The organism is Rhodovarius crocodyli (assembly GCF_004005855.1).
GTDB classification, from domain to species: Bacteria; Pseudomonadota; Alphaproteobacteria; order Acetobacterales; family Acetobacteraceae; genus Rhodovarius; species Rhodovarius crocodyli.
In genome coordinates this window covers 97430-121026 of record NZ_SACL01000007.1, presented here as the reverse complement: position 1 = coordinate 121026, position 23597 = coordinate 97430, and the positions used below count along the sequence as shown (strand labels likewise).

Here is a 23597-nt window from a genome sequence, read left to right as displayed (position 1 = left end):
CCGGGACATCCGCCATGCTGCGTCACCTCGTCGCCTTCTCGCTGTCCAAGCGCGCCTTGCTGCTGCTGCTGTTCATCGGTTTCCTGGGCGCGGGTGCCTGGGGCTTCAACCACCTCAACATCGAGGCCTACCCGGACCCCGTGCCGCCCACCGTGGTGGTGATCACGCAGAATTCCGGGCAGAGCGCCGAGGAAATCGAGCGCTACATCACGGTCCCGATCGAGGTCGGCCTGTCCGGCATGCCGAACCTGACGCGCGTGCGCAGCCAGTCGCTGTTCGGCCTGTCCGTGGTCCAGGCGCAGTTCACCTACGCCTACAACTACGAGCAGGCGCTGCAGCAGGTGCTGAACCGGCTGGGCCAGCTGTCGGGCCTGCCGGCCGGGGTGCAGCCCTCCATCAGCCCCTGGTCCCCGATCGGTGAGATCATGCGCTATCGCGTGGTGGGCCCGCCCGGCTTCTCCCCCACCGACCTGCGCGTGATCCAGGACTGGGTGCTGCAGCGGCGCTTCCGCCGCGTGCCGGGCGTGGTGGACGTGACGGCCTTCGGCGGGCCGACCAAGGCGTACAGCGTCGTGCTGGACCTGCCGCGCCTGACCGCCTTCGGCCTGGACGTGCCCGATGTGGTGGCCGCGATCGGGCAAGGCGGCGCCACGGTCGGCGCCGGCGTGCTCAACATCGGCCCGCAATCGGCCGTGGTGCAGGGTGTCGGCCTGATCCGCAGCGTGGAGGAGATCGAGCAGGTCGTGCTCGGCACCCATGGCGGGCTTCCGGTGCTGCTGCGCGATGTGGGCCGGGTCGAGACTTCCTCCCTGCCGCGGCTGGGCATCGCCGGGCACGAGGCGTCTGACGACGCGGTGCTGGGCGTGGTGCTGATGCGCCGTGGCGAGCAGACGCTGCCCACCATCCGCGCGGTCGAGGCCGCGGTCCATGAGATCAACTCCGACGGCTCCCTGCCGCCGGGCGTGCGCATCCAGGTGCTGTATGACCGCAAGGAGCTGGTGGAGCTGACGACGCACCATGTGGTGCACAACATCATCATCGGCGTGTCGCTGGTGGTGCTGATCCAGTGGCTGTTCCTGGGCGACCTGCGCGGCGCGCTGGTGGTGGGCGCCACCATCCCCTTCGCCTTCTTCTTCGCGGTGCTGGTCATGCTGGCGCGCGGCGAGAGCGCGAACCTGCTCTCCCTCGGCAGCCTGGATTTCGGCCTGCTGGTGGATGCGACCGTCATCATGGTCGAGAACATCTACCGCCACCTGCATCTCGGCCATCGCGCGCATGGGCACGGGGCGGTGCATCGGACCGGCCCGTTCAGCCGCCTGCAGCAGACCATCCTGACCGCGAGCACGGAGGTGGGCGGGGCGATCTTCTTCTCCGCCCTCATCATCGTGGCCGCCTTCCTGCCGCTGTTCACCATGGGCGGCATCGAGGGCCGCATCTTCGGCCCGATGGCCATGACCTATGCCTACGCTATCGCCGGCGCGATGCTGGCCACCTTCACCATCGCCCCCGCCATGGCCGCCCTGCTGTTCCGCGAGAACGCGGAAGAGAAGATCATGCCCATCGTGCGCTGGATGGGCCGGGTGCATCTGTGGCTGCACTTCAAGGGCATGGCCCGCCGCGGCCTGGTGGTCGGCATCTTCGGCGCCATGCTCGCCCTCGGCGGCATCGGCTTCACGCGGCTGGGCGGTGAGTTCCTGCCCACGCTGGAGGAAGGCTCGATCTGGATGCGCGCCACCATGCCGGCCACCATCAGCCTGGATGAGGGCAACGCCACGGTGAACCGCATGCGCCGCGCCGTGATGGAGTTCCCGGAGGTGGTGACCATCACCTCGCAGCAGGGCCGGCCGGATGACGGCACGGACACCGCCGGCTTCAACAACGCCGAGTTCTTCATTCCGCTGCGCCCCATGGACCAATGGACGACCGCCCGCACCAAGGACGCGCTGGTGGCCGCCATCCAGGCCCGGCTGGAGCGCGAGTTCCTGGGCGTGGAGTTCAACTTCTCCCAGGCGATCTCGGACAACGTCCAGGAAGCGGCCTCGGGCGTGAAGGGTGCCAATGCGGTGCGCATCTCGGGGCCCGACCTGCCCACCCTGGCGCGGATCGGCGAACAGCTGCGGCGCGAACTCGCCGAGGTGCAGGGCATCGCCGACCTCGCGGCCTTCCGCACGCTGGGCCAGCCCACGCTTTCCATCCGCATCGACCGTGTCCGGGCCGCGCGCTACGGCCTGTCGATCAACGACATCAACGCCGTGATCCAGAGCGCGATCGGCGGCCAGGAATCGGGGCGACTGTATGAGGAAGGCGGCGACCGCAACTTCCCCATCATGGTCCGCCTGGAACCCGCCCAGCGCGCGGATACCACGGCCATCGCACGCATTCCCATCAGCTCGACCTCCGGCGCGACGCTGGGCGATGTGGCCGATATCCGCCTCAGCTCCGGCGCCAGCACGATCTACCGCGAGAACAGCGCCCGCTATGTGCCGGTGAAGTTCTCGGTGCGCGGTCGTGACCCGCAGAGCGCGGTGCTGGAAGCGCAGGAGCGCGTGGCGCGCAACGTGCAGATCCCGGCGGGCTACACCGTCGAATGGGTGGGTGAGTTCCGCAACCTGCAGGAAGCGGTGGCGCGGCTGAAGGTGGTGGTGCCGATGGCGCTGCTGCTGATCGCCATGTTGCTCTACATCCAGTTCGGCAATGTGCGCGACGCCGTGCTGATCATGATGGTGCTGCCCTTCAGCTGCATCGGCGGCGTGGTCGCGCTGCTGGGCTGGGGGCTGAACTTCTCGGTCCCCGCCGCCATCGGCTTCCTCGCGCTGTTCGGCATCACGGTGATGGAGGGGATCATCATGCTCTCCCACTTCAAGCACCTGCTGGACCATGACGGCCTGCCCTGGCGCCAGGCGCTGGACCAGGCCGGCGAGGACCGGATGCGGCCCGTGATGATGACCTGCATGGCCGCGATGGTCGGGCTGCTGCCGATGGCGCTGGCCACCGGCATCGGCAGCGACCTGCAGCGCCCGCTGGCCGTCGTGGTCGTGGGCGGCACCACCCTGCTGCCCTTCATCGTGCTGCTGCTGCTGCCGGTGATGATCGACCTGGTGGGCCCCGCCCGCCAGCGCCGCCCGGCGGCGGAGGCCGCGACCGTGGCGGGCGACGACTGAGGCGCGCTCTCCGGGGGCCCTGCCCCCGGAGCTAGGCCATCAGGCTGTTGTCCACGCAATGCGCCCAGCCGGGCTTCCGCTTGATGGCGCCGGCCGTGAACATGGCGTGTTCCAGCTTCTCCCACGGCTCGGCCGGGAAATAGGGCGTGGGCGTCCAAATCTTCAGCGGGCGATAGCGCGCGATGGCGCGCTCGATCAACGACACGTCCAGCTCGGGGAACAGTGGCTTCACCGTGGCCGCCACCTCGGCATCCGGGGTGGCGTGCAGCCATTCCAGCGTCTTGCCCAGCCCCTTCAGCATGGCGCGGAACTCGGGGGCGTATTCGCGCAGGTTGGCCGTGGTGGACATGAAGGTGGTGTAGGCGGTGGGGCCCCGGCTGGCCGCCGCATGCCACACCTGGCAGCCCTGGTCCTCCAGCCGCGAGACGAAGGGCTCGAACACCTGGATCACGTCCAGCTCGCCCGCGACCAGCGCCTCGGCGTTCTGCTGCATGGTGCCGGTGGTGTGGCGGCTGAGGCTCTCGGGGTCGAGCCCGTCCTGGCGGATGTCCTCCTGCAGCGCCCACCAGGGGGTCGGCACCTCGGAGACGGTGGCGAAGCGCAGCCCCGCAAGGTCCCTCAGGCGGAAGTCGGGGCGCGGGCCGCGGCCGACCAGGAAGAACGGGTCACCCAGCACGGCGGCGCCGAAATTGCGCAGCGGGCAATCGGGGTCGGCATCATGGGCCAGCATCATGCGCATGGGGCCGCCCCAGGCGACCTCGGCACGGCCCTGCAGCACGGAATCCTTGGCATGGGCGGGCTCGCTGCCGTCCAGCAGCGTCACCTCCACGCCCTCCGCGGCATAGGCGCCGCGCAGGATGGCGGCATAGAACGGCACGTAGAACACCGCGCGGAAGGTTTCCTGCAAACGTATCGGACGCATCTTTTCCACCTTTCTCGACCGCCGCGCAGGCTGCACCATGTGCGCGCCCGACGAAACCCGGAGATGCCGCCCATGCGTGTCGCCCGCCGCCTGCTGCCGTTCCTGGCGACCCCTGCGCTGGTCACTCCCGTCCTGGCGCAGGAACGCCGGCCGATCAGGCTGATCATCCCCGTGGGGGTCGCGGGCGTGACCGACGTGGTGGGGCGCATCCTGGCCGAGGCGCTGCAGGCCCAGCTCGGCCGGCCCGTGGTGCCCGAGAATGTTCCAGGCGCCGGCAGCACCGTGGGGGCGCAGGCCTTCCACCGCGCGCCCAATGACGGCACCGCGTACTTCATCGGCACCAACAACCACCCGGTGATGCAGGCGGTCTATCCGAGTTTCCCGCTGAACCCGGTGCGGGACTTCACGCCGCTGGCCCTGGTCGGCAACCAGCCCTTCGCGCTGGCCGTCAGCCCGCAGCTGCCGGTGCAGGATGTGGCGGGGCTGCTCGGCTGGCTGGCGCAGCAGGGCGATGCGGCGAATTACGGCTCCACCAACCCCGGCGCCACCAACCACATGGCCGGAGAGCTGCTGAAGCAGCTGACCAGGGGCAGCTTCACCATCGTGCAGTACCGCACGGCCGCGAATGCCGTGCAGGACCTGGTGGCGGGGCGGGTGCATTTCACGATCGACAGCCCCACCCTGCTGGCCCCGCTCGCGCGGGATGGGCGGGTGAAGCTGCTGGCCGGTTCCGGCCCCACGACCTCCGCCCTGCTGCCGGGCCTGCCGACCCTGGCGCAGTCCGTGCCGGGCTATGCGCTGACGGCCTGGCAGGTGCTGTTCAGCCGCCCCGGCGCGCCGCCCGAAGCCGATGCGATGATCCGTGACGCCACGCTCGCCGCCCTGGCGCAGGAGCCGGTGCGCCAACGCCTGCTGACCGCCAGCGTCGAGGTCTGGCCCGACCCCACGCCCGCCGCCGCCGCCCGGCATGTGGAGGCCGAGGTGGCGCGCTGGGCGCCGATCGCGGCGCGGATCAGCGCGGGCTGAGGCGCTGGCCTAAAGCTCTCGCTCCCAGATCTCGCTCACCATCCGCGCGCCGAAGCTCTCGACCGGCTCCTCCGAGATCAGGCTGAAACCCGCCGCGGCGTAGATGCCGCGCGCCGCGACCAGGATATCGTTGGTCCACAGCGTCATCCGCCGGTAGCCGAGCGCGCGGGCGGTCGCGATGCATTCCCCCACCAGCCGCCGCCCGATGCCCAAGCCCCGCGCCGTGGGCTCGACATAGAGCATGCGCAGCTTGGCCACCCCTTCCCCCGCATTGACCAGGAACACGCTGCCCACGGCCTCACCCTGATGCTCCGCGATCCAGCACGCCTCCCGCGCGGGGTCGAAATCGCGGATGAAGCCGGCGACGATCTCAGCCAGCAGCGCCTCGAAGCTGGTGTCGAAGCCGTACTCACGGGCGTAGAGCACGGCCTGGCGATGCACCACCCAGCCCATGTCGCCCGGGCGCGGCGGGCGCAGGATGAAGGGCTGCGGGGCGGGCGGGGCGCCGCCCAGCAGCTGCTCGGCCTCCTCCAGCGCCGACACCAGGCGGCGCCGCCCGGCCTCAGGCAGGCGCTCCAGCATCACGCCGATCTCCTCGGCCGAGCGCGCATCCATCGCGGCGAAGACCTGGTTGCCGGCATCGGTCAGGCTCAGCAGCACCTGCCGCCCATCCTCGGCCGAGGGGCGTCGCAGGATCAGCCCTGCTTCCTCCAGCCCGCGCAGCAGCCGGCTCAGATAGCCCGAGTCGAGACCGAGCCCCGCCCCCAGCGCCTTGGCCGTGCTGGTGCCGGACTGGGCGATTTCATAAACGAGCCGGGCCTCCGGCAGGCTGAGCGGACCGCCGAGCAGCCCGCCATGCAGCAGGCCGATGCGGCGGGTGTAGAAGCGGCTGAAGCGCCTGACAGCGGCGATGGCGGCGTCGGGGGCGGGGTCGGGATCGGGCATGGCGTCCTCGGGCATTTATCTGCTTTTGTCAGATATATTCCTGACCACGGCAAGACGCGCAAGCGTTGCACCGCACCCGAAACCGGGGCAGGCTCCGCGCAAACAGGAACGTCCATGTCCGCTCTTTTCGATCTCTCCGGGCGCTCCGCGCTCGTGACAGGCGCATCGGGGCTTCTCGGCGCCCATTTCGCCCGCGTGCTGGCCGATGCCGGCGCGCGGGTGGTGATGGCCGCCCGGCGCCTGGACGCCATGGCCGAGACCGCGACCGAGATCAGCGCCGAGGCCGTCCGGCTGGACGTGACGGACCCCGCCTCCATCGCCGCCGCCTTCGATGCCGCGGGCCCCATCGACATCCTGGTGAACAACGCCGGCATCGCCGTCACCAAGCCCGTGCTGGCCCAGACGCCCGAGGATTTCGACCAGGTGCTGGATGTGGACCTACGCGGCTGCTTCCTGGTCGCGCAGGAGGCCGCCAGGCGCATGGTGGCCGGCAAGCGCCCGGGCAGCATCGTCAACATCGCCTCCATCCTGGGTGAGCGCATCATCCCCGGCGTCGCGGGCTATACCGCCGCCAAGGCCGGGCTGCTGCACCTGACGCGGCAGATGGCCGTCGAACTGGCGCGCCACTCCATCCGGGTGAACGCCATCGCGCCGGGCTACATCGCCTCCGACATCAATGCGGAGTTCTTCGCCTCGGAGCCCGGCCAGGCCATGATCCGCCGCGTGCCGCAGCGCCGGCTGGGCCAGCCCGGGGACCTGACGGGCCCCCTGCTGCTGCTGGCCAGCGACGCCGGCGCGCATATGACCGGCAGCACCATCACCGTCGATGGCGGCCATTCCGTTTCCAGCCTGTAAGGACTTCCGCATGGATTTCGCCCTGCCGCCCGAACTGGACGCCATCCGCCGCCGCGTGCGCGAATTCGTCGAGGACCGGCTGATCCCGCTGGAAGCCGACCGCGCCAGCTATGACGAGCATGAGAACATCAACCCGGCCCTGCTGAAGACATTGCGGGCGGAGGTGAAGTCGGCCGGCCTCTGGGCCATGCAGTCCAAGAAGTATCGCGGCGGGGCGGAACTGCCCTTCATCGGCATGGCCGCCTGCTATGAGGAGATGAACCGCTCCATCTTCGGCCCCGTCACCTTCAACAGCGCCGCCCCCGACGACGGCAACATGATGGTGATGGAAAAGGTCGCGACCGACGCGCAGAAGCAATGGTGGCTGCAGCCCGTCATCGACGGCACCGTGCAGTCCAGCTTCGCGATGACCGAGCCCGGCGGCGCCGGAAGCGACCCCACCCAGACCTATACCCGCGCCGAGAAGGTGGGCGACCGCTGGCGCGTGACGGGGCGCAAATGGTTCATCACCGGCGCCGGCGAAAGCACCCATTTCATCCTGCTGGCCCGCACCAGTGACGATGACCGGAAAGGCATCAGCGCCTTCCTGTTCCACAAGGACCAGCCGGGCTGGGAGATCATCCGCCGCATCCCGATCATGGGCCCGGAGGAGCATGGCGGGCATTGCGAACTGTCCTTCGACGGGCTGGAGATCCCGGAGGAGAATGTGCTGATGAAGCCCGGCGACGGGCTGAAGATGGCGCAGATCCGCCTCGGCCCCGCCCGCCTGACCCATTGCATGCGCTGGACCGGCATGGGCCGCCGCGCGCTGGAAATCGCGCAGGCGCATATCGAGACCCGCAAGAGCTTCGGCATGACGCTGGCCGACCGCGAGAGCGTGCAGACCCTGATGGGCGAGGCTGCCTTGCAGCTCGATATCTCGCGCCTGCTGACCATGCGCGCGGCCTGGAAGCTGGACCAGGGCGACCGGGCGAAGCGCGAGGTCTCGATGGCCAAGATCGTGGCCGCCGATGCCCTGCACAAGGCGGCCGACACGGCGCTGCAGTTGCTGGGCGCCAAGGGCTACTCCAAGGACACGCCGGTCGAGTGGATGTACCGCTACGCCCGCCAGGCGCGCCTGGTGGATGGCGCCAGCGAGGTGCACCGCATGGTCCTCGCCCAGGAACTGCGCGCGCGCGGCAGCGACTTCTTCGCCTGGGGCGTGGATGGATAAGGCGGCCCTCGAACACTGGCTGTCGGCTGCGGCAGGGGCGCCAGTCGCGATCCAGTCCATGGCGCGGCTCTCGGGCGGTGCCATCCAGCAGAACTGGGGCGTGGAGGCCACGCTGGACAGCGCCCCGCAACGCTGGGTGCTGCGCACGGACAACGCCACGACGCTGGCCGTCAGCCGCAGCCGGGTGGAGGAATTCGCCCTGCTGCGCGCGGCGCATGAGGCAGGCGTGACGGTGGCCGAACCGCTGTTCTGCTGCGCCGACGCCGGCGTGGCGGGCGCGCCCTTCTTCGTCATGCGCCGTGTGGCGGGCACGGCTTCCGGCCATGCGCTGGCCAAGGCGGCCGCGGCGCGGGGGGGCAATACGGCACTGGCCGCCGCCCATGGGCGGGAGCTGGCGCGCATCCACCGCATCCGGCCGCCGCGCGCGGAGCTGGCCTTCCTCGGCCACAACGACTTCATCGCCGAGATGCGCGCCCGGCTGGACGATGCGGGCACCCCGCGTCCGGCCCTGGAATGGGGGCTGCGCCACATGGAACGCAACGCCCCCCCTGCCCTGCCGCCCGTGCTGCTGCACCGGGACTTCCGCAGCGGCAACGTCATGGTCGACGGCGATGCCGTGACCGCAGTGCTCGACTGGGAATTCGCCGGCTGGGGCGACCCCTATGAGGATCTCGGCTGGTTCACCGCCCGATGCTGGCGTTTCGGCCAGGACCATCTGGAGGCCGGCGGCATCGGGCCGCTGGATGCCTTCCTGGCGGGCTATGCCGCCGAGGCCGGCTGGACGCCCGACCCCGCCCGCGTGCGCTACTGGCAGCTGGGGGCCACCATCCGCTGGGCCGTGATCGCGGCCGACCAGGCGCTGCGCCACATCTCGGGCCAGGAACGCAGCCTCGAATTGGCGCTGACGGGCCACATGGTGCCCGGGCTGGAATGGGAAGTGCTGGAGATGGCGAATGCCGGAACGCCCTGACGCCCCGGATCTGCTGGCCACCGCCCGGGCCCTGCTGCTGGAAAGCCTGCTGCCCGCCCTGCCGCGCGAGCGCCAGCTGGAAGCCCGCATGATCGCGCGCGCCATGGAGATCGCGGCCCGCCCCGCCCCGCCCGCGGCCACCGTGCTGGCGGGCGCCACCGCCATGATCCGCGCGGGCCAGGCCGACCCGGGCGAGCCCGCCCATGCGGCCCTTCTGGCCGCGATCCGCGAGGAACTCCGCGCCCGCTGCGCCGTCAGCGACCCGCGCGCCATCAGGGAAAAAACGCCATGACCCATCAGTACTGCACCGTCCGGGATGAAGGCCGCCTGCGCATCGTCACCCTCAACCGGCCGGAGGTGATGAACGCCCTGCACGCCGATGCGCATTTCGAGCTGAGCCAGGTATGGGACGAGTTCGCCGCCAACCCCGACCTGTGGGTGGCGATCGTGACCGGGGCGGGCGACCGGGCCTTTTCCGCCGGCAACGACCTGAAGGTGCAGGCCGCCGGCAAGCGCCGCCCCGGCCCGCCCACCGGCTTCGCCGGGCTGACCACGCGCTATGACCTGGACAAGCCCTTGATCGCCGCCGTGAACGGCATCGCCATGGGCGGCGGCTTCGAGATCGCGCTGGCCTGCGACCTGATCATCGCCGCCGAGAACGCGCTGTTCGCCCTGCCGGAACCCCGCGTGGGCTTGATCGCGGGCGCGGGCGGCGTGCATCGCCTGCCGCGGATGATCGGCCAGAAGCAGGCGCTGGGCATGATCCTGACCGGCCGCCGCGTGCCCGCGCAGGAAGCCAAGACCCTGGGCTTCGTGAACGAGGTGGTGCCCGAGGGCCAGGCGCTGGAGGGGGCTAAGCGCTGGGCGGCGCAGATCCTGGAATGCTCGCCGCTGGCGGTGCGGGCGTCCAAGCAGGCGGTCTATGCGGGGCTTGATCAGCCGACACTGCCGCAGGCGATCGGCACCATCTATCCGGCACAGCAGCGCAACATCGACAGCGAGGATTACGTCGAAGGGCCGAAGGCGTTTGCGGAGAAGCGCAAGCCGGAGTGGAAGAACAGGTGATCTTCTTTTTCTGAAGAAAAAGAAGCAAAAAGACTTCCTGAGTTTTAGGGCGCGCCGACCATCAGGCGCGCCTCTTATTTATTAAAAGTTTTTTGGCTCTTTTTTACAAAAAAGAACTCGGACGCTACCTGACCGGCCGCGCATTGATCGCCAGCGTGTAGTCATAGGTCGTCGGCCGGTATTCAACCCCCCGGCGCGCGGCCCAGAAATTGGTCAGGTTATAGAGCGGGATCACCGCCCCATCCTGGATCGAGGCAGCCACCGCCTGGTTCAGCAGCTGCTCGCGCTTCGCGTCGTCCATCTCGGCCATGGCGGTCGCGATCATCTCGTCGATGGCGGGGTTGGAGTAGCCCGAGCGGTTGAAGCCGCCGGTCAGGCGCTGGCGGTCATTGGTGGCCACCATGTTCACCATCGGGTGGCCCGAATGGCCGATGCTGCCCCAGCCATGCATGGTCATGGCGTACTCCATCCGCGCCGCGCGCGGGGAGTAGGCCGCGAGCGGCTGGGCCTCCACCTCCGTGCGCACACCCACCCGCGTCCACATCTGCGCGATCGCCTGGGCCGAGATCGGGTCGGTCGGGCGGGCATTGTTGGGCACATGCATGGTCATGCGGAAGCCGTCCGGATAGCCGGCGGCGGCCAGCAGCCGGCGCGCGCCCTCGATATCCTGCGCGGGCACGGGCACGGCGGGATTGTGGGAGTAGGTGCCGGCCGGCATCCATTGCCCGGCGGGGCTGGCCGTGCCCTGCATGATGCGGGTGGCCAGCGCCTCGCGGTTGATGGCCATCGACAGCGCCTGGCGCACGCGCTGGTCGCGCAGCGGGTTGGCGGGCAGCGGGTTGCCCGCATTGTCGGTGATGAAGGGCGCGACCTGCGCCTGCTGGTTCGGCGCCAGATAGACCAGCCGCATGCTGGCCCCGGAGAACACCGCGAAGCGGTTGTCGCCGCGCAGGCGCGGCAGGTCGTTCGGGGATGGCGTGTCGATCAGGTCCACATCGCCCGAGAGAAGGGCTGCGGTGCGGGTTCCCGCATTGGGCAGGAAGCGCAGCACCACCCTCTCCCACGGCTGGGCGGGGCCCCACCAGTTCGGGTTGCGCTCCAGCTCGGCCTGCTGGCCGGGGATGAAGCGGATCAGCCGGTAGGGGCCGGTGCCGATGGCGGCGCGGCCTGCATTGTAGTCCTCGGTCGCGGCACCCTCACCCACCTGGCGGGAGACGATGCCGAGCGGGGCCATGTCCATCGGCATGGTGGGGGCCGGGCCGCGGGTGTGGATGCGGATGGTCAGGGGGTCGATCACCTCCACCCGGTCGACCGAACGCACGGCACCGGCATAGCTGGCCGTGGCATTGGGCACATTGGGCGCGCGGGCGATGCTGAACACCACGTCATCGGCGGTGAAGGCCGCGCCGTTGGTGAAGCGCACGTCGGGCCGCAGCTTGATCTCCCACACCGTGGGCTCCACCGCGTGCCAGGACAGCGCGAGGCCGGGCGCCAGCGTGCTGTCCGGCTGGCGCTGGAACAGCGTGTCGAACAGATGATAGGTCAGGGTCTGGGTGGAGGTGCCGTAGTTGAAATGCGGGTCCACCGAGTTCGGCGTGGCACTGACACCGAGCGTCAGCGTCTGCGCCCAGGCCGGGATGGAAAGGCAACAGCCCAGGGCGATGGCGGTCAGGCGCATGGTGTCTCTCCGTCTCAGCGGGGGTCGATGGGGGTCAGGATGCCGCAGGCATCCTCGATGATCTGGCCGGCGTCGAACAGGAACTCATCCTGCATGCGCCCGGCCACCAGCTGCACATGGGTGGGCAGGCCGGCGTGCAGGCCGGTCGGCACCGACAGGCCCGGCAGCGCCAGCAGCGCGGTCACATGATGCGGCGCCAACGCCCATTGGGTGCGGGCCACCGCCTCATCGCCCTGCTGATCGTACTCGAAGGGAAGCGCGTTCAGCCAGGCATTGGGCATCAGCAGCAGGGGGTACTTCTCGAAGAAGAGGTTCCAGGCGCGCAGGATGGTGCTGCGCCGGGCGACGGCGCGGACATAGGCCTCCATGTCCGGGATCGGGTCGGGCTTCATCGCGGCCCGGCCCTGCATGCTGCGGCGGACCATGATGTCGCCATGGGCCATGATGTCGCGGTTGGTACCGAGTTCACGCTCGGCGAACAGCAGGGAGCGATGGAGGGCCAGCGCCTCCTCCCACATCGGGGGCTCGGCTTCCTCGACCACCCAGCCGGCGGCCTGGAAGGCCAGCGCCGCGCGGGTCAGCGCGTCGCGCACCACGGGGTCCACCGGTTCCGGGCCGTCATCGCGGCCAAGATACAGCGCCACGCGCGCCGGCAGGCTCGGGCGGTCGGAGGCCGGCAGGGCGGGCACCCACCAGGGGTCACGCGGGTCGCGTCCGGCCATCGCCTCGAAGCCCAGCCGGGCGTCGGCGATGCTGCGCGCCAGCGGCCCCTGAGAGGTGGTGGATTGATGGATATAGGGCCGGTCGAGCGCCACGGAGGGGTTGTAGTTCGGGATGCGGCTGGGCGTGCAGCGCAGCCCCACCACGCCGCACAGCGCGGCCGGCTGGCGCACGGAACCGCCCAGGTCATTGCCATGCGCCACGGCACCGATGCCGGCCGCCACCGCCGCCGCCGCCCCGCCCGAGGAACCGCCCGGCGTCACGTCGCGGCTGAACGGGTTGTAGGTGGCGCCATGCAGCTCGTTGCTGGTGAAGCCGCGCGCGGCGAAGGCCGGGCAGTTGGTGCGGCCCAGCACCACGCCGCCCGCCTTCAGCATGTTGGTCACCACCGGGCTGTCATCGGTGGCCACGCGGTCCCTGTAGGCGTTCAGCCCGTTGGTGCGCGGCATGCCCGTCTGGTCGACGTTCATCTTGATCGTCACCGGCACGCCGTGCAGGGCGCCCAGCACGTCACCGCGCGCGATCGCAGCATCGGCCGCATCGGCGGCGGCGCGGGCCTGCTCGATCATGGGCTCCACCACCGCGTTGAGCGCGGGGTTCACGGCGGCCATGCGGGACAGCGCGCTTTCGGTCGCCTCGCGGCTGGAGAGCTGACCGGTGCGGATCGCGGCGGCGAGCTCGACCGCCCCCATGGCCCAAGGTTCCTGCGCCATCAGGGCGTTTCCTTCTTCTGCATGTACATCGTGGGATCGGGCACGGGCCTGAAGCCGAGTGCCGCATAGACGCCGTGGGCGTCCCTGGTCGCCAGCGTCCAGTTCTTCATGCCTGCCAGGTCCGGGTGGTCCAGCGCGGCCCGGGTGATGGCGCGCCCGAGGCCCGTGCCGCGATGCCGCGCCAGCACGAACACGTCGCGCAGATAGGCGAATAGCGTCCCGTCCGTGACCACGCGGCAGAAGCCGGCCAGCGCGCCCGAGGCATCATAGGCAGCGAAGGGCAGGGAATTGTCGATGCCCCGGCGCAGCAGCGCCGGGTCCATCCCCTGCGCCCAATAGGATTCGGTGGCCAGGAAGCGATGGATCGCCGCGAAGTCCAGCTTCTCGCGGTCCGTCGAAATCAGGTAGTCGCCATGGCGGGTCTCAAACACCCCCGTCTCGAAACCCAGCATGGTCAGGCCTTCTCCGCGAAGCGGGCGATGGAGAAAGGCTCGATCGGCGTGGTGGTGGCACCGGTCGCGATCAGCTCCGCCATCACGTCGCCCACGCCCGGGCCCAGCTGGAAGCCCGCGCCGCAGAAGCCGAAGGCATAGAACAGCCCGGGCACCTTCGCGCTCGGCCCCATCACGGGGATGTCGTCGCGCATATAGCCCTCGATGCCGCTCCAGACCCGGATGATGTTCAGCTTGGCCAGCGCCGGCACGATGCGCTTCAACTGGCCGAACTGCTGCAACGTCACCTCCGGCCGCACACGGGCGCGGATGGTGTCCAGATCCGCCGGGCCATGGCCCACGCCGCCGAACACGATGTTCCCGCGGGTCACCTGGCGGGCGTAGATCACCTCCGGCAGGTCCTTGGTCGTCACGCCCAGCACGGGGGTGATGGCATAGGGCACGGGCTCCGTGACGCCCATCTGCGGGCCCTTCACCTGGATCGGCACGGGCTCACCCATCGCGGCCGCCATGCGCCCGCCCCAGGCCCCGGCCGAGACCTGCACCATCGGCGCGCGATAGATGTCGCCGGTTTTCGTCTCGACGCGGAAGTCCTCGACGCCGCGCTCGATGGAGATCACCTCGCAGTTCTCGACCACCTTCGCGCCGGCGCGGGTGGCGGCACGGGCGAAGGCGGGGGCCGAGAGGCGCGGGTTGGCATGGCCGTCATTCGGCGAGTAGGAGCCGGCGATCGCCTCCGGCCCGATGAAGGGGAAACGTTCCCGCAACGCGTTGGCGCTGATCAGCTCCAGCTCCAGCCCATAGGGGGCGGCGTTGTCGCGATAGGCCTCCATCATGCCCACATGTTCGGGCCGGTAGCCCACGCGCAGGTGGCCGGTGCGGATGAACTCCACATCCTCGCCGATCAGCTCCGGCAGGCGGCCCCAGATCTCACGCGAGCGGTTGGCGAGCGGCAGCTGCGGCAGGAAGCGCCCCTGGCGGCGGACGTTGCCGAAATTGGTGCCGCTGGCCTGCTGGCCGCAGAGGCCGCGCTCCAGCAGCGTGACGGAAAGCCCGCGCTTGCGCAGGAAGAAGGCGGTGGCCGCCCCCATCAGCCCGCCGCCCACGACGATCACATCGGACTGGTGCATCAGGCGTCCTCCACCCCAAGGGGGACAACGGTGGCGATGGAGAGCGGCTTGACCGGCGCCTGGCCGCGCAGGCGGCCGACCTCGGGCAGGGCCACGCCGCGCGCGGCGGCCAGGATTTCCTGGCCCGCCGGGCCGCAGTAGCGCCCCTGGCAGCGGCCCATCCCGACCCGCGTCAGGGCCTTGGCGCGGTTCACCTCCGGCGCGCCCAGGTCGCTCGCGGAACGGCGCAACTCGCCTGCCGTGATCGCCTCGCAGCGGCACAGCAGCGTGTCGTCCGGCACGGCGGCGGCCAGATGGCCGGGCCAGGGAAAGGCGCGCAGCAGCCCGCGCCGGAAGCGGTCCATCACGGCGCGCCGGCCGATCAGCTCCACGACCTCGGCCACCGGCACCTGAATGCCATGGTCGGCCAGCACGGAAGTGGCGGCGAGCGTGCCCGCGATCTCGGCGCCATCGGCACCCAGGATGCGCGCGCCGTCGCCCGCCAGGTAGACGCCCTTCACGGCAGTGCGGCCATCGGCCTGCACCTGCGCCATCCAAAGCCCCGAGAGCGCATCATGCTCGAACGGCACGCCGGCCAGGTCGGCCAGCTGGGTCTCGGGGCGCAGGTGCCAGCCCATGGCGACCGCATCGGCCGCGAAGCGGTGCTCGCGGCCCCCGGCATCCTTCACGCGGATGCCGGTCACGCCGCTGTCGTCGCCGTCGATGGCAAGCGGCGTCACGCCGCGGAGGATGGGCACCCCGCGCAGCTTCCACATCAGGGCCGCGCCCTTCACCAGCAGGCCGGGGCGCGACGCCATCAGCGGCAGCGCCTTGAACCGCGCCGAGGCGGGCGAGGTGTCGAGCACCGCCGCCACCTCCACCCCCGCCTTCAGGTATTGGGAGGCGACCAGATACAGCAGCGGCCCCGTGCCCAGGAACGCGACCCTGGCACCGATGGCGCAGGCCTGCGCCTTCAACGAGACCTGCGACCCGCCCAGGGAATAGACGCCCGCCCGCGTCCAGCCCGGCACCGGCAGCAGCCGGTCTGTCGCGCCCGTGGCCAGGATGACGGCGTCATAGGGCAGCTTCCGGGCGACGCCGTCGCGCGCCACATGCAGCAGCCCGGGCTCGATGTTCCAGGCGAGGGTTTCGGGCAGGTAGTCGATGCGCCCGGCCAGCGCCGCGAAGGCGCCGTGCACGGCCACCGCCCGCCCGGCCTCGGTGCCGTAGAGTTCCTCCGGCCTGCGGGTGAAGCCCGGCGGCTGCTGGCGATAGATCTGCCCGCCCGCGCGCATGCCCTCATCCACCACGGTCGGGCGCAGCCCCGCCGCCACCAGCCGTTCCGCCGCGCGCACCCCGGCAGGGCCCGCGCCGACGATGACTACCCGAGGCGCGGCCATGTCGCCCCCTTCGTCACGATGCGCATGCCCTCGGCCACGGGGGTGGAACAGGCGCGCAGGCGGTCGCCATCCTCGGTATAGACCCAGCAATCCTGGCAGGCGCCCATCAGGCAGAAACCCGCCCGCGCGCCATCGCCGAATTCGGAAACCCGCAGTTGCCGCCCGTTGGTCAGCACCGCCGTCAGCAGCGTGTCGCCGGCCAGCGCCGTGGCGGGTTCGCCGTCTATCACCAGCCCCACGGGCGCCCTGCCCGTTTCCGCCACACGCCTCAGTCTCACGCCGCACCCCCGCGCCCACAGAACGGCCAGGATTATCCCGCCCCCGCCCCCGGTCCAATCGCAATCCGGGCGGCTGCCCTAACCTCAGGTTATCGACATCGCCGCGCGCCCGGTGCAGGAATGGCCCGGTGAACATCCGCCAGCTGGAAATCTTCCGCGCCATCATGCGCAGCGGCACCCTGACCGCGGCAGCCGAGACGCTGCACATCTCCCAGCCCGCCGTCAGCAAGATGCTGCGCCATTTCGAAAGCCAGCTGGGCTATGCGCTGTTCGACCGCATCGGCGGGCGGCTGGTGCCGACGGCGGAGGCCGAGCTGCTGTTCGCCGATGCCGACCACCTGTTCCGCGAGTTCGAGGTGGTGCGCGACCTGGCCGTGCGCATCCGCGAGCGCAAGGTGGGGCTGCTGCGCATCGGCGCCAGCGCGCCGCCCACCTTCGCCCTGCTGCCCGGCGTGATCGCCCGCTTCAAGGCCCGCAACCCGGAGGTGAAGCTGATCGTGCGCACCCTGCCGGCCGAGGAGCTGAGCGAGATGATCGCGGTGGGCGAGGTGGATCTGGGCCTCACCCTCTCCACCATCCGCGCGCCCATGGTCCGGACGGAGCTGCTGCGTGCCTCACCCGTGGTGGTGCTGATGCACCCTGACCACCCTCTGGCCGGGCTGCCGCACGTGACCCCGCCGGACCTGAAGGGGGAGACGCTGATCTCCTATGGCTCCCACGCCGATGTCGGCCCGCCGATGGACCAGGCCTTCGAGCGCGCGGGCATGACGCGGACCGTGCATATCGAGATCACGCCCTCCATCTCCGCCGTGCCGCTGGTGCGGGCGGGGCTGGGCGTCGCGCTGGTCGACGGGCTGATGCCCTGGGCAGATTTCCCGGGCATCGTCGCGCGCCCCTTCCTGCCCACGGTGCTGATGAGCCTGTCGCTGGTGACCAATGGCGGCCGGCCGCCGGCCCGTTTCGTGCGGGAATTCACCAAGCATATCAGGGCCTGCGTCTAGCCTGCGTCCCGCCTAGCGCGCGAGGCGCCAGTTGCCTTCGGCCGTCGCCTTGTAGGCCAGCGCGGTCTCATTGCCGCAGATGCGGCGATAACGGTCGATGTCCAGCAGGACCACCGGCTGCTTGCCGCGGGCGGCCACGAAGGCGCGGGTGATCAGGCCGGGGCCCGTGGTCTGCCAGATGTCCGGCCGCCCGCCGGGCGGCCCGCTGCCCAGCACGGCCATCATGTCCTGCAGCGCGGCCTGCAGCAGGGCCGTGCCCGGCCGGGCGGCGATGAACCAGTTGTGCAGATAGGAAGGCACCGTCACGTCGGGCACCAGCACCACGGCTGCGTGTTTCCAGCTCTGGTACTCGCCCCACAACGGGGCCAGGCAACGCTCATCGGCATCGGTGTAGATGCCGCCATGCCGGTGCAGCCAGGCGATGCGGATGAAATCCGACCGCATGGCGGGATGATAGCAGCGCAGGAAGGCCCGGGCGTGCTCCGCGCCGTATTCGGCCCGCAGGAAGGCCTCGGCCGCCGCGTCGTCGAACAGCACATGCTCGGCACCGCCGACCTGGCGCCAGCTGGCAATGCAGGCGGCGACATCCGGCGGCACCGCCGGGCTGTTCCAGTACTGGAAGACCCGGAACGGAATATCCTGCGGCGAGGGAGGTGCCAGGGCCGGCAGGCGGTCGGGCTGCTGGGGTGCCAGGCGCCCCTCCGCCAGTTCCAGGGTCAGCCAGGCCTGGCAGGACAGGGTATCGGGCGCGGCGCCCGCGATGCCCTGGGCGACCTCATGGGTGATCGCGGGCCGCAGCTCGGGGCAGCCTGTCGCGATGGCGGCCCGCAGGGCGGGGGCATTCGGCGGCTGCGGCCGCATCCCGGCCAGCAGGGTGTGGGCGGCGCGGAAATCCCCTGCCAGCAGGCAGAACTGCACCAGCGACTGAAGCAGCCCGGGCCGGGCGGGAAGCGCCTGGCGCAGCACCGCCAAAGCGCCCGGCAGATCGCCTTCCAGCAGGTGCAGGGCGTGCAGGGCCTCGGTATCCGGTGCTTCGGTGCGCAACAGCGCGCGCCCGGCCCGCCCCCGGCCCAGCCGCACCAGCAGCCGCGCCAGTTGCGGCGCATCCTGGGCTGCTTCCTGGGGCGCCCGGCCGCGCAGCAGCACCAGGGCCTGCCGGCGTGCGTCATCGCGCGCACGCCGCGCCTGCTCGATGACGGAAAGCCAATAAGGGTCACGCACCACGCCCAGCTGCGACAAGGCCGCCATGGCGGGGCCGGGCATTTCCAGCTGCAGCCAGGCATGGCCCAGCTCGAACCAGTTCTGCGGATGCGCTGGGTTCAGGCTCACCAGCCGCCGCAATGGGGCCAGGCGCGCCGCGTGGCAGCCCAGCCGGCCCAGCAGCATGGCCTGGCGGAACAGCGCGTCGGTGTCGTCGGGCGCCAGCGCCAGGGCGGCATCGTAGCCGGCCAGCGCCAGGTCCGGCCGCCACATCCTCTCCCGCGCATGGGCCAGCAGGAAGCGGGCGTGCCGGTGGCTGGGGTCCAGCGCCAGCACCGTCTCGCACAGGGTGGCGATGGTGGCGGTGTCCTCGCTGCGCTGGGCCAGCTGGAACAGCGGCTCCGCGGGCACCACCGGCCGGGGCGCCTCGCGCGGCAGGTTGTAGGCGCGGGCTATCTCCTCGAAGCGCGCGGCGAATTCGCCGCTGCCCACGAACTCCTGCATCGCCAGCGTCACCGGATAGCCCTCGGCCAGCCTGCCGGCATGAAAGGCCAGCCCCCCGGCATCGGGCGAACGCAGCAGCAGCGCCTCATAGAAGGCGCGGGCGACCGCCTCGGCGGGGACGGTGGGCGGGGGAGGATCGTGAGGCAGTGGGGGCTCCGGACGTTCTGGCGGGGCTCAGCTTAACGCATGCGCCAAGGATGCGAAGGCATGCGGCGCGGGCATAACCCCGGGTTTGGCCCCGCCGCCAAAACGATATTGGCGGCAGGCCCGCCCCGCATGGCAAGCCACTCGCATCACTACGGGACGATACGGCGATGGCGTTGCGCGTGGGCGTGGATGTGGGCGGATCCTTCACCGATTTCGCGGTGCTGGACGATGCGGATGGCAGCCTGACCACCTTGAAGGTGTTCTCGCGCCCCGACGCGCCGGGGCAGGAGATCGTGGAAGGCATGCGCCAGCTGGCCGCCCGCCACGGCATCCAGGCCGCCGATGTGGGCTATTTCACCCATGGCACCACGGTGGGGATCAACACCGTCATCCAGCGCAACGGGTTGAAGCTGGCGCTGTTCACCACCCGCAACTTCGAGGATGTGCTGGAACTGGCCCGCCTGAAGATGGCGGCCTACCACAACCTGTTCTCCCGCAGGCCGGACCCGCTGATCCCGCGTGAACGCGTGTTCGGCATCGAGGAACGGGTGGATGCCGAGGGCGCCGTGCTGACGCCGATCGAGGAAGCCAGCGTGGCCGGGGCGGTGCACGGGGCCATTGCTTCCGGTGCGCAGGGCATCCTGATCGCCTTCCTGCATGCCTGGCGCAACCCGGCCCATGAACAGGCGGCCGAGGCCATGATCCGCCGCCTGGCGCCGGAACTGCCGGTATTCCGCTCGGCCGCCATCTGGCCCATCATCCGCGAATATGAGCGCACCATGACGGCCGCCATCAGCGGCCATGTGCAGCCGCGCGTGGCGCTGTATTTGGATGCCTTCGAGGACCGGCTGCGTGAGCTCGGCGTGAATTGCGGCCTGCGCATCACCAAATCCAACGGCGGCGTGATGGGTGCTGCCCAGGCGCGGGCCGAATGCGTGCAGATGCTGCTGTCGGGCACCGCCTCCGGCGTCATCGGGGCTGCCTTCGTGGCCCAGGCCGCCGGCCTGCCCCGCATCATGAGCCTGGATATCGGCGGCACAAGCGCCGATGTCGCGGTCATCATCGACGGCCAGCCGGAATACGGTTCGGGCGAGGTGATCGGCGATTTCCAGATCCACATCCCCTCGGTCTCCGTCACCTCGATCGGCCAGGGTGGCGGGTCGATCGCCTCGGTGGACGAATTCGGCGTGTTGAAGGTGGGGCCGGAAAGTGCCGGCTCCCTGCCCGGCCCGGCCTGCTACGGGCGCGGCGGGGAACGCCCGACCATCACCGATGCGGTGGCCGTCTCGGGGCTCATCGGCCATGCGGGGCTGGGCTATGGCGCCGTCACGCTCGACCTCGATCGCGCCAAGGCCGCTGTCGGCACGGTCGCCGGCCCGCTCGGCATTCCGCTGGAACAGGCGGCGGGCGAGATCATCGAGCTCGCGGTGTCGGGCATGTACACCGACACCTCGGCCCTGGTGTCGCGCTTCGGCATCGATGTGCGGGAATTCTCGCTGCTGGCCTTCGGCGGCGCGGGGCCGATGCTGGCCTGCTTCCTGGCGCGGGAGCTGAACATGGCCTCGGTCGTGGTGCCGCCGGCGCCTGGCGTGCTCAGCGCCATGGGCGGGCTGATCGCCGATCTGCGCAACGACTTCATCCGCATCGTCTACGCGACATTGGCGCCCGCCGTGGCCCCGCGCCTGGCGGAGGCACTGGAAGGCATGAAGGCCCAGGCGCTGCATTGGCTGCATGAGGAGCAGGGCTTCGCCGGCGAAGCGACCCTGAACCTGTCGGCCGAAATGCGCTATCGCGGCCAGTCGCATGAAATCGCGGTGCCGCTGGAACTGGATGCCATCACGGACATCCCGGCCATCACCCGTGCCTTCCATGACCGTCACCGCGTCATGTTCGGCCATGCCGACGAAAAGGCGGCGGTGCAGCTGATCACGCTGCGCCTGGTGGTCGCCGGTGCCACGCCCAAGCCGCGGCTGCGCCCCTGCCCGCCCGCCGAAGGGCCGGCCGAACCTGACCGCCTGGTGCCCGTCTATCTCGACGGCGCGCACACCCGGGCCGCGCTGTATCGGCGCGAGGCGCTGCGGGCAGGCCATACCTTCCCCGGCCCCGCCATCATCGCGCAACCCGACTGCACCACCTGCGTGCCGGCCGGCTTCACCGTGCGGGTGGACGGCTTCGGCAACCTCATCATTGCCGTGCCGGAGAAAGCCGCATGAGCCTCGACCGCCGCAACCTGCAGATCCTGGCCAATCATTGCGCGGCCGCCGCCGATGCCATGGCCTTCACGCTGATGCGCACCGCGCATTCCACCTTCGTGAAGGAGACGGAGGATTTCTCCTGCACGCTGGTCACGCCTGATGGGAAGGCCTTCGCCTCCCCGCGGCATTTCGGCGCGCCCTGGTACAGCGGCATCGATTACGGCCCGGTGCTTCGGATGATCGACCACTATGAGGAAGGCGACATCTGCGCGACCAACGACCCGTACAGCGGCTATGTCTGCACCCATTCGCCCGACATCCATATCTGGAAGCCGGTGTTCCATGAGGGAAAGATCGCCTGCTTCGTGGTGGGCCACATCCACAACACCGATGTGGGCGGCGCCGTGCCCGCCAGCCTGTCGCGCACGCTGACCGAGATCGAGCAGGAAGGCATCCGCATCCCGCCGCTGAAGCTGGTCCGCCGGGGTGAGATCAACCAGGACGTCATGGAGATCCTGCGCATCAACGTGCGCATGCCCGAGCAGAACCACGGCGACCTGATGGCGCAATTCGCCTCCGTCAACATCGGTGAACGCCGCATCCACGAGATCATCGCCCGCTTCGGCTACCCGGCCTTCGCCTCGGGCATCGAGCAGATCCTGGACTATGCCGAGGAACAGGCGCGGCGCGTCATCCGCGACATCCCCGATGGCGAGTATTTCTTCGCGGACTACGCCGATGAGGATGGCGAGGGCGGCAACCCCTGCCGCATGGCCCTCACGGTGCGGGTGCAGGGTGATGAGGTCGAGCTGGACTATACCGGCAGCGACCCGCAGCTGGCGTCCTCGCTGAACATGCCCACGGGCGGTGAGGTGCGGCACCCGATCGTGATGGTGGGGCTGACCTATGTGCTGTTCACGCTGAACCCGCAGCTGCTGCTCAATGCCGGCACGCTGCGGCCGGCGCGCGCCGTGCTGCCGCGCGGCACCATCGTGAATGCGGAGCCGGGGGCGGCCGTCGGCATGCGCAGCCTGACCTGCATGATGACGCAGATCGTGACGTTCGGCGCCTTCCTGCAGGCGGTGCCCGAGAAGCTGGCCACCACCTCCCCGGGCGGCAATGCCATCCTGAACGTGCGGACCTCTGGCCGGGACGGGCGCACCGTCATGGCCTCTCTGGGTGCCGTGGGCGGCGGCGGCGGCGGCACACCCCGGCATGACGGGCCGAACGGCGCGGGCGGCGCCCAGGCCTTCCTGAAGAACACGCCGGTCGAGATCAACGAGGCCGAGGTGCCTATCCGCATCCTGCGCTATGGGCTGGAACGCGACAGCGCGGGCCCCGGCCAGTATCGCGGCGGCCTGGCGGCGGTGATGGAGTTCCAGGTGTTCTCGCCTGGCTCCGTCGTCACGGCGCGCAACCGCAACAGGTCGGTGTTCCAATCCTGGGGCGCCTGCGGCGGGCGGGCGGGCAATACCTCGCGCTTCCTGCGCAACCCCGGCACGCCCGAGGAACTGAGCCTGGGCAACACCGACCTGGTGAAGTGCAACCCGGGCGACATCGTCCGCGTCATCGGCCCGGGCGCGGGCGGCTATGGCGATGCCTTCGCCCGTGCGCCAGAGGCGGTGCTGACCGATGTGAAGCGCGGCTTCGTCTCCATGGAGGCCGCCGCGCGCGACTATGGCGTGGCGATCGTGGACGGCGCGGTGGACAGCGCCGCGACGCTGGCCCTGCGCGCCGGCCACACCCCGCGCCAGGGCTTCGACTATGGCGCGAGGCGCGATGCCTTCGAGGCGGTCTGGACCCGCGCGCGCTATGAGGAAATGACCACGGCCCTGGCGCAGCTGCCGGTGCAGTGGCGCCACTACCTGAAGGGCGAGTTCTTCCGCGCCGTCGCCGCCGGCACCCATGCCGAACTCGGCGAGCGCGCCCAGATGCGCCGCCTGGCCGAGGACATGCGCCGCAAGCACGGGCTGGACGAAGCCCTGGCGGCCGAGTGAGCCCGGCGCGCGTATAACCGCAGGCTATCACGCGCGCCCGCATCGG

Annotated in this window: 19 protein-coding genes; 10 read left to right on the top strand and 9 right to left on the bottom strand. The window is 70.4% G+C overall.

Annotated features, from left to right (window positions below; genetic code table 11):
* The first annotated feature begins 14 nt into the window (after positions 1–14).
* Complete coding sequence (locus EOD42_RS18605; RefSeq protein ID WP_127789080.1) at positions 15–3161, top strand: efflux RND transporter permease subunit; 3147 nt, start codon at positions 15–17, stop codon at positions 3159–3161.
* A gap of 31 nt (positions 3162–3192) precedes the next feature.
* On the opposite strand, the gene EOD42_RS18600 is transcribed toward EOD42_RS18605, so the two are convergent.
* Positions 3193–4083, bottom strand: coding sequence for an ABC transporter substrate-binding protein (locus EOD42_RS18600; protein ID WP_164868011.1), 891 nt, complete (start codon positions 4081–4083; stop codon positions 3193–3195).
* 72 nt (positions 4084–4155) lie between these two features.
* Between EOD42_RS18600 and EOD42_RS18595 the strand changes: the two genes are divergently transcribed.
* Positions 4156–5109: a Bug family tripartite tricarboxylate transporter substrate binding protein gene (locus EOD42_RS18595; RefSeq protein ID WP_164868010.1), complete on the top strand. Its 954-nt coding sequence runs from the start codon at positions 4156–4158 to the stop codon at positions 5107–5109.
* Positions 5110–5118: 9 nt separating this feature from the next.
* Here the strand turns inward: EOD42_RS18595 and EOD42_RS18590 are convergent, their stop codons facing one another.
* Entirely contained in the window at positions 5119–6069 is a 951-nt protein-coding gene (locus EOD42_RS18590; protein WP_240655207.1) for a bifunctional helix-turn-helix transcriptional regulator/GNAT family N-acetyltransferase, read from the bottom strand.
* 99 nt (positions 6070–6168) lie between these two features.
* On the opposite strand from EOD42_RS18590, the gene EOD42_RS18585 reads away from it, so the two are divergent.
* Genes EOD42_RS18585 through EOD42_RS18565 form a run of 5 tightly spaced genes read left to right on the top strand, consistent with a single transcriptional unit; the run spans position 6169 to position 10157 of the window.
* Positions 6169–6909, top strand: coding sequence for an SDR family NAD(P)-dependent oxidoreductase (locus EOD42_RS18585; RefSeq protein WP_127789077.1), 741 nt, complete (start codon positions 6169–6171; stop codon positions 6907–6909).
* A 10-nt stretch (positions 6910–6919) separates the two neighbouring features.
* Positions 6920–8122: an acyl-CoA dehydrogenase family protein gene (locus EOD42_RS18580; RefSeq protein ID WP_127789076.1), complete on the top strand. Its 1203-nt coding sequence runs from the start codon at positions 6920–6922 to the stop codon at positions 8120–8122.
* Complete coding sequence (locus tag EOD42_RS18575; protein WP_127789075.1) at positions 8115–9092, top strand: phosphotransferase family protein; 978 nt, start codon at positions 8115–8117, stop codon at positions 9090–9092. The genes EOD42_RS18580 and EOD42_RS18575 overlap by 8 nt, the downstream gene beginning before the upstream one ends.
* Positions 9076–9384 (top strand): hypothetical protein, encoded by a 309-nt coding sequence (locus EOD42_RS18570; RefSeq protein ID WP_127789074.1) that lies wholly within the window; start codon positions 9076–9078, stop codon positions 9382–9384. Before EOD42_RS18575 ends, EOD42_RS18570 begins: the two co-directional genes overlap by 17 nt.
* The gene (locus EOD42_RS18565) at positions 9381–10157 is read left to right on the top strand and encodes an enoyl-CoA hydratase-related protein (RefSeq protein ID WP_127789073.1); all 777 of its coding nucleotides are present in this window, start codon (positions 9381–9383) and stop codon (positions 10155–10157) included. The genes EOD42_RS18570 and EOD42_RS18565 overlap by 4 nt, the downstream gene beginning before the upstream one ends.
* Before the next feature lie 124 nt (positions 10158–10281).
* Here the strand turns inward: EOD42_RS18565 and EOD42_RS18560 are convergent, their stop codons facing one another.
* Genes EOD42_RS18560 through EOD42_RS18535 form a run of 6 tightly spaced genes read right to left on the bottom strand, consistent with a single transcriptional unit; the run spans position 10282 to position 16507 of the window.
* Positions 10282–11835, bottom strand: coding sequence for an ABC transporter substrate-binding protein (locus tag EOD42_RS18560; protein WP_127789072.1), 1554 nt, complete (start codon positions 11833–11835; stop codon positions 10282–10284).
* Between the two features lie 14 nt (positions 11836–11849).
* Entirely contained in the window at positions 11850–13268 is a 1419-nt protein-coding gene (locus tag EOD42_RS18555) for an amidase (protein WP_127789071.1), read from the bottom strand.
* Positions 13268–13720 carry a GNAT family N-acetyltransferase gene (locus EOD42_RS18550; RefSeq protein WP_127789070.1) on the bottom strand — a complete coding sequence of 151 codons (453 nt, stop codon included), beginning with the start codon at positions 13718–13720 and terminating at the stop codon, positions 13268–13270. Before EOD42_RS18550 ends, EOD42_RS18555 begins: the two co-directional genes overlap by 1 nt.
* Before the next feature lie 2 nt (positions 13721–13722).
* Positions 13723–14850 carry an NAD(P)/FAD-dependent oxidoreductase gene (locus tag EOD42_RS18545; RefSeq protein WP_127789069.1) on the bottom strand — a complete coding sequence of 376 codons (1128 nt, stop codon included), beginning with the start codon at positions 14848–14850 and terminating at the stop codon, positions 13723–13725.
* Complete coding sequence (locus EOD42_RS18540; protein ID WP_127789068.1) at positions 14850–16229, bottom strand: FAD/NAD(P)-dependent oxidoreductase; 1380 nt, start codon at positions 16227–16229, stop codon at positions 14850–14852. The genes EOD42_RS18545 and EOD42_RS18540 overlap by 1 nt, the downstream gene beginning before the upstream one ends.
* A complete protein-coding gene (locus EOD42_RS18535) occupies positions 16211–16507 on the bottom strand; it encodes a (2Fe-2S)-binding protein (protein ID WP_206020395.1) in 297 nt (98 codons plus the stop codon). The genes EOD42_RS18540 and EOD42_RS18535 overlap by 19 nt, the downstream gene beginning before the upstream one ends.
* Before the next feature lie 128 nt (positions 16508–16635).
* Here EOD42_RS18535 and EOD42_RS18530 point away from each other — a divergent pair, with 128 nt between their 5' ends.
* Positions 16636–17508, top strand: coding sequence for a LysR family transcriptional regulator (locus tag EOD42_RS18530; protein ID WP_127789066.1), 873 nt, complete (start codon positions 16636–16638; stop codon positions 17506–17508).
* A gap of 12 nt (positions 17509–17520) precedes the next feature.
* Here the strand turns inward: EOD42_RS18530 and EOD42_RS18525 are convergent, their stop codons facing one another.
* Entirely contained in the window at positions 17521–19224 is a 1704-nt protein-coding gene (locus EOD42_RS18525; RefSeq protein ID WP_127789065.1) for a glycosyltransferase, read from the bottom strand.
* Positions 19225–19526: 302 nt separating this feature from the next.
* Between EOD42_RS18525 and EOD42_RS18520 the strand changes: the two genes are divergently transcribed.
* Positions 19527–21572: a hydantoinase/oxoprolinase family protein gene (locus tag EOD42_RS18520; protein WP_127789064.1), complete on the top strand. Its 2046-nt coding sequence runs from the start codon at positions 19527–19529 to the stop codon at positions 21570–21572.
* Positions 21569–23551, top strand: coding sequence for a hydantoinase B/oxoprolinase family protein (locus EOD42_RS18515; RefSeq protein ID WP_127789063.1), 1983 nt, complete (start codon positions 21569–21571; stop codon positions 23549–23551). The genes EOD42_RS18520 and EOD42_RS18515 overlap by 4 nt, the downstream gene beginning before the upstream one ends.
* Positions 23552–23597: the final 46 nt, after the last annotated feature.

Excerpts from the sequence above, each read along its gene's own strand:
- EOD42_RS18605 (WP_127789080.1), top strand. The coding sequence starts at position 15 with ATGCTGCGTCACCTCGTCGCCTTCTCGCTGTCCAAGCGCGCCTTGCTG.
- EOD42_RS18600 (WP_164868011.1), bottom strand. The coding sequence starts at position 4,083 with ATGCGTCCGATACGTTTGCAGGAAACCTTCCGCGCGGTGTTCTACGTG.
- EOD42_RS18595 (WP_164868010.1), top strand. The coding sequence starts at position 4,156 with ATGCGTGTCGCCCGCCGCCTGCTGCCGTTCCTGGCGACCCCTGCGCTG.
- EOD42_RS18590 (WP_240655207.1), bottom strand. The coding sequence starts at position 6,069 with ATGCCCGAGGACGCCATGCCCGATCCCGACCCCGCCCCCGACGCCGCC.
- EOD42_RS18585 (WP_127789077.1), top strand. The coding sequence starts at position 6,169 with ATGTCCGCTCTTTTCGATCTCTCCGGGCGCTCCGCGCTCGTGACAGGC.
- EOD42_RS18580 (WP_127789076.1), top strand. The coding sequence starts at position 6,920 with ATGGATTTCGCCCTGCCGCCCGAACTGGACGCCATCCGCCGCCGCGTG.
- EOD42_RS18575 (WP_127789075.1), top strand. The coding sequence starts at position 8,115 with ATGGATAAGGCGGCCCTCGAACACTGGCTGTCGGCTGCGGCAGGGGCG.
- EOD42_RS18570 (WP_127789074.1), top strand. The coding sequence starts at position 9,076 with ATGCCGGAACGCCCTGACGCCCCGGATCTGCTGGCCACCGCCCGGGCC.
- EOD42_RS18565 (WP_127789073.1), top strand. The coding sequence starts at position 9,381 with ATGACCCATCAGTACTGCACCGTCCGGGATGAAGGCCGCCTGCGCATC.
- EOD42_RS18560 (WP_127789072.1), bottom strand. The coding sequence starts at position 11,835 with ATGCGCCTGACCGCCATCGCCCTGGGCTGTTGCCTTTCCATCCCGGCC.
- EOD42_RS18555 (WP_127789071.1), bottom strand. The coding sequence starts at position 13,268 with ATGGCGCAGGAACCTTGGGCCATGGGGGCGGTCGAGCTCGCCGCCGCG.
- EOD42_RS18550 (WP_127789070.1), bottom strand. The coding sequence starts at position 13,720 with ATGCTGGGTTTCGAGACGGGGGTGTTTGAGACCCGCCATGGCGACTAC.
- EOD42_RS18545 (WP_127789069.1), bottom strand. The coding sequence starts at position 14,850 with ATGCACCAGTCCGATGTGATCGTCGTGGGCGGCGGGCTGATGGGGGCG.
- EOD42_RS18540 (WP_127789068.1), bottom strand. The coding sequence starts at position 16,229 with ATGGCCGCGCCTCGGGTAGTCATCGTCGGCGCGGGCCCTGCCGGGGTG.
- EOD42_RS18520 (WP_127789064.1), top strand. The coding sequence starts at position 19,527 with ATGGCGTTGCGCGTGGGCGTGGATGTGGGCGGATCCTTCACCGATTTC.
- EOD42_RS18515 (WP_127789063.1), top strand. The coding sequence starts at position 21,569 with ATGAGCCTCGACCGCCGCAACCTGCAGATCCTGGCCAATCATTGCGCG.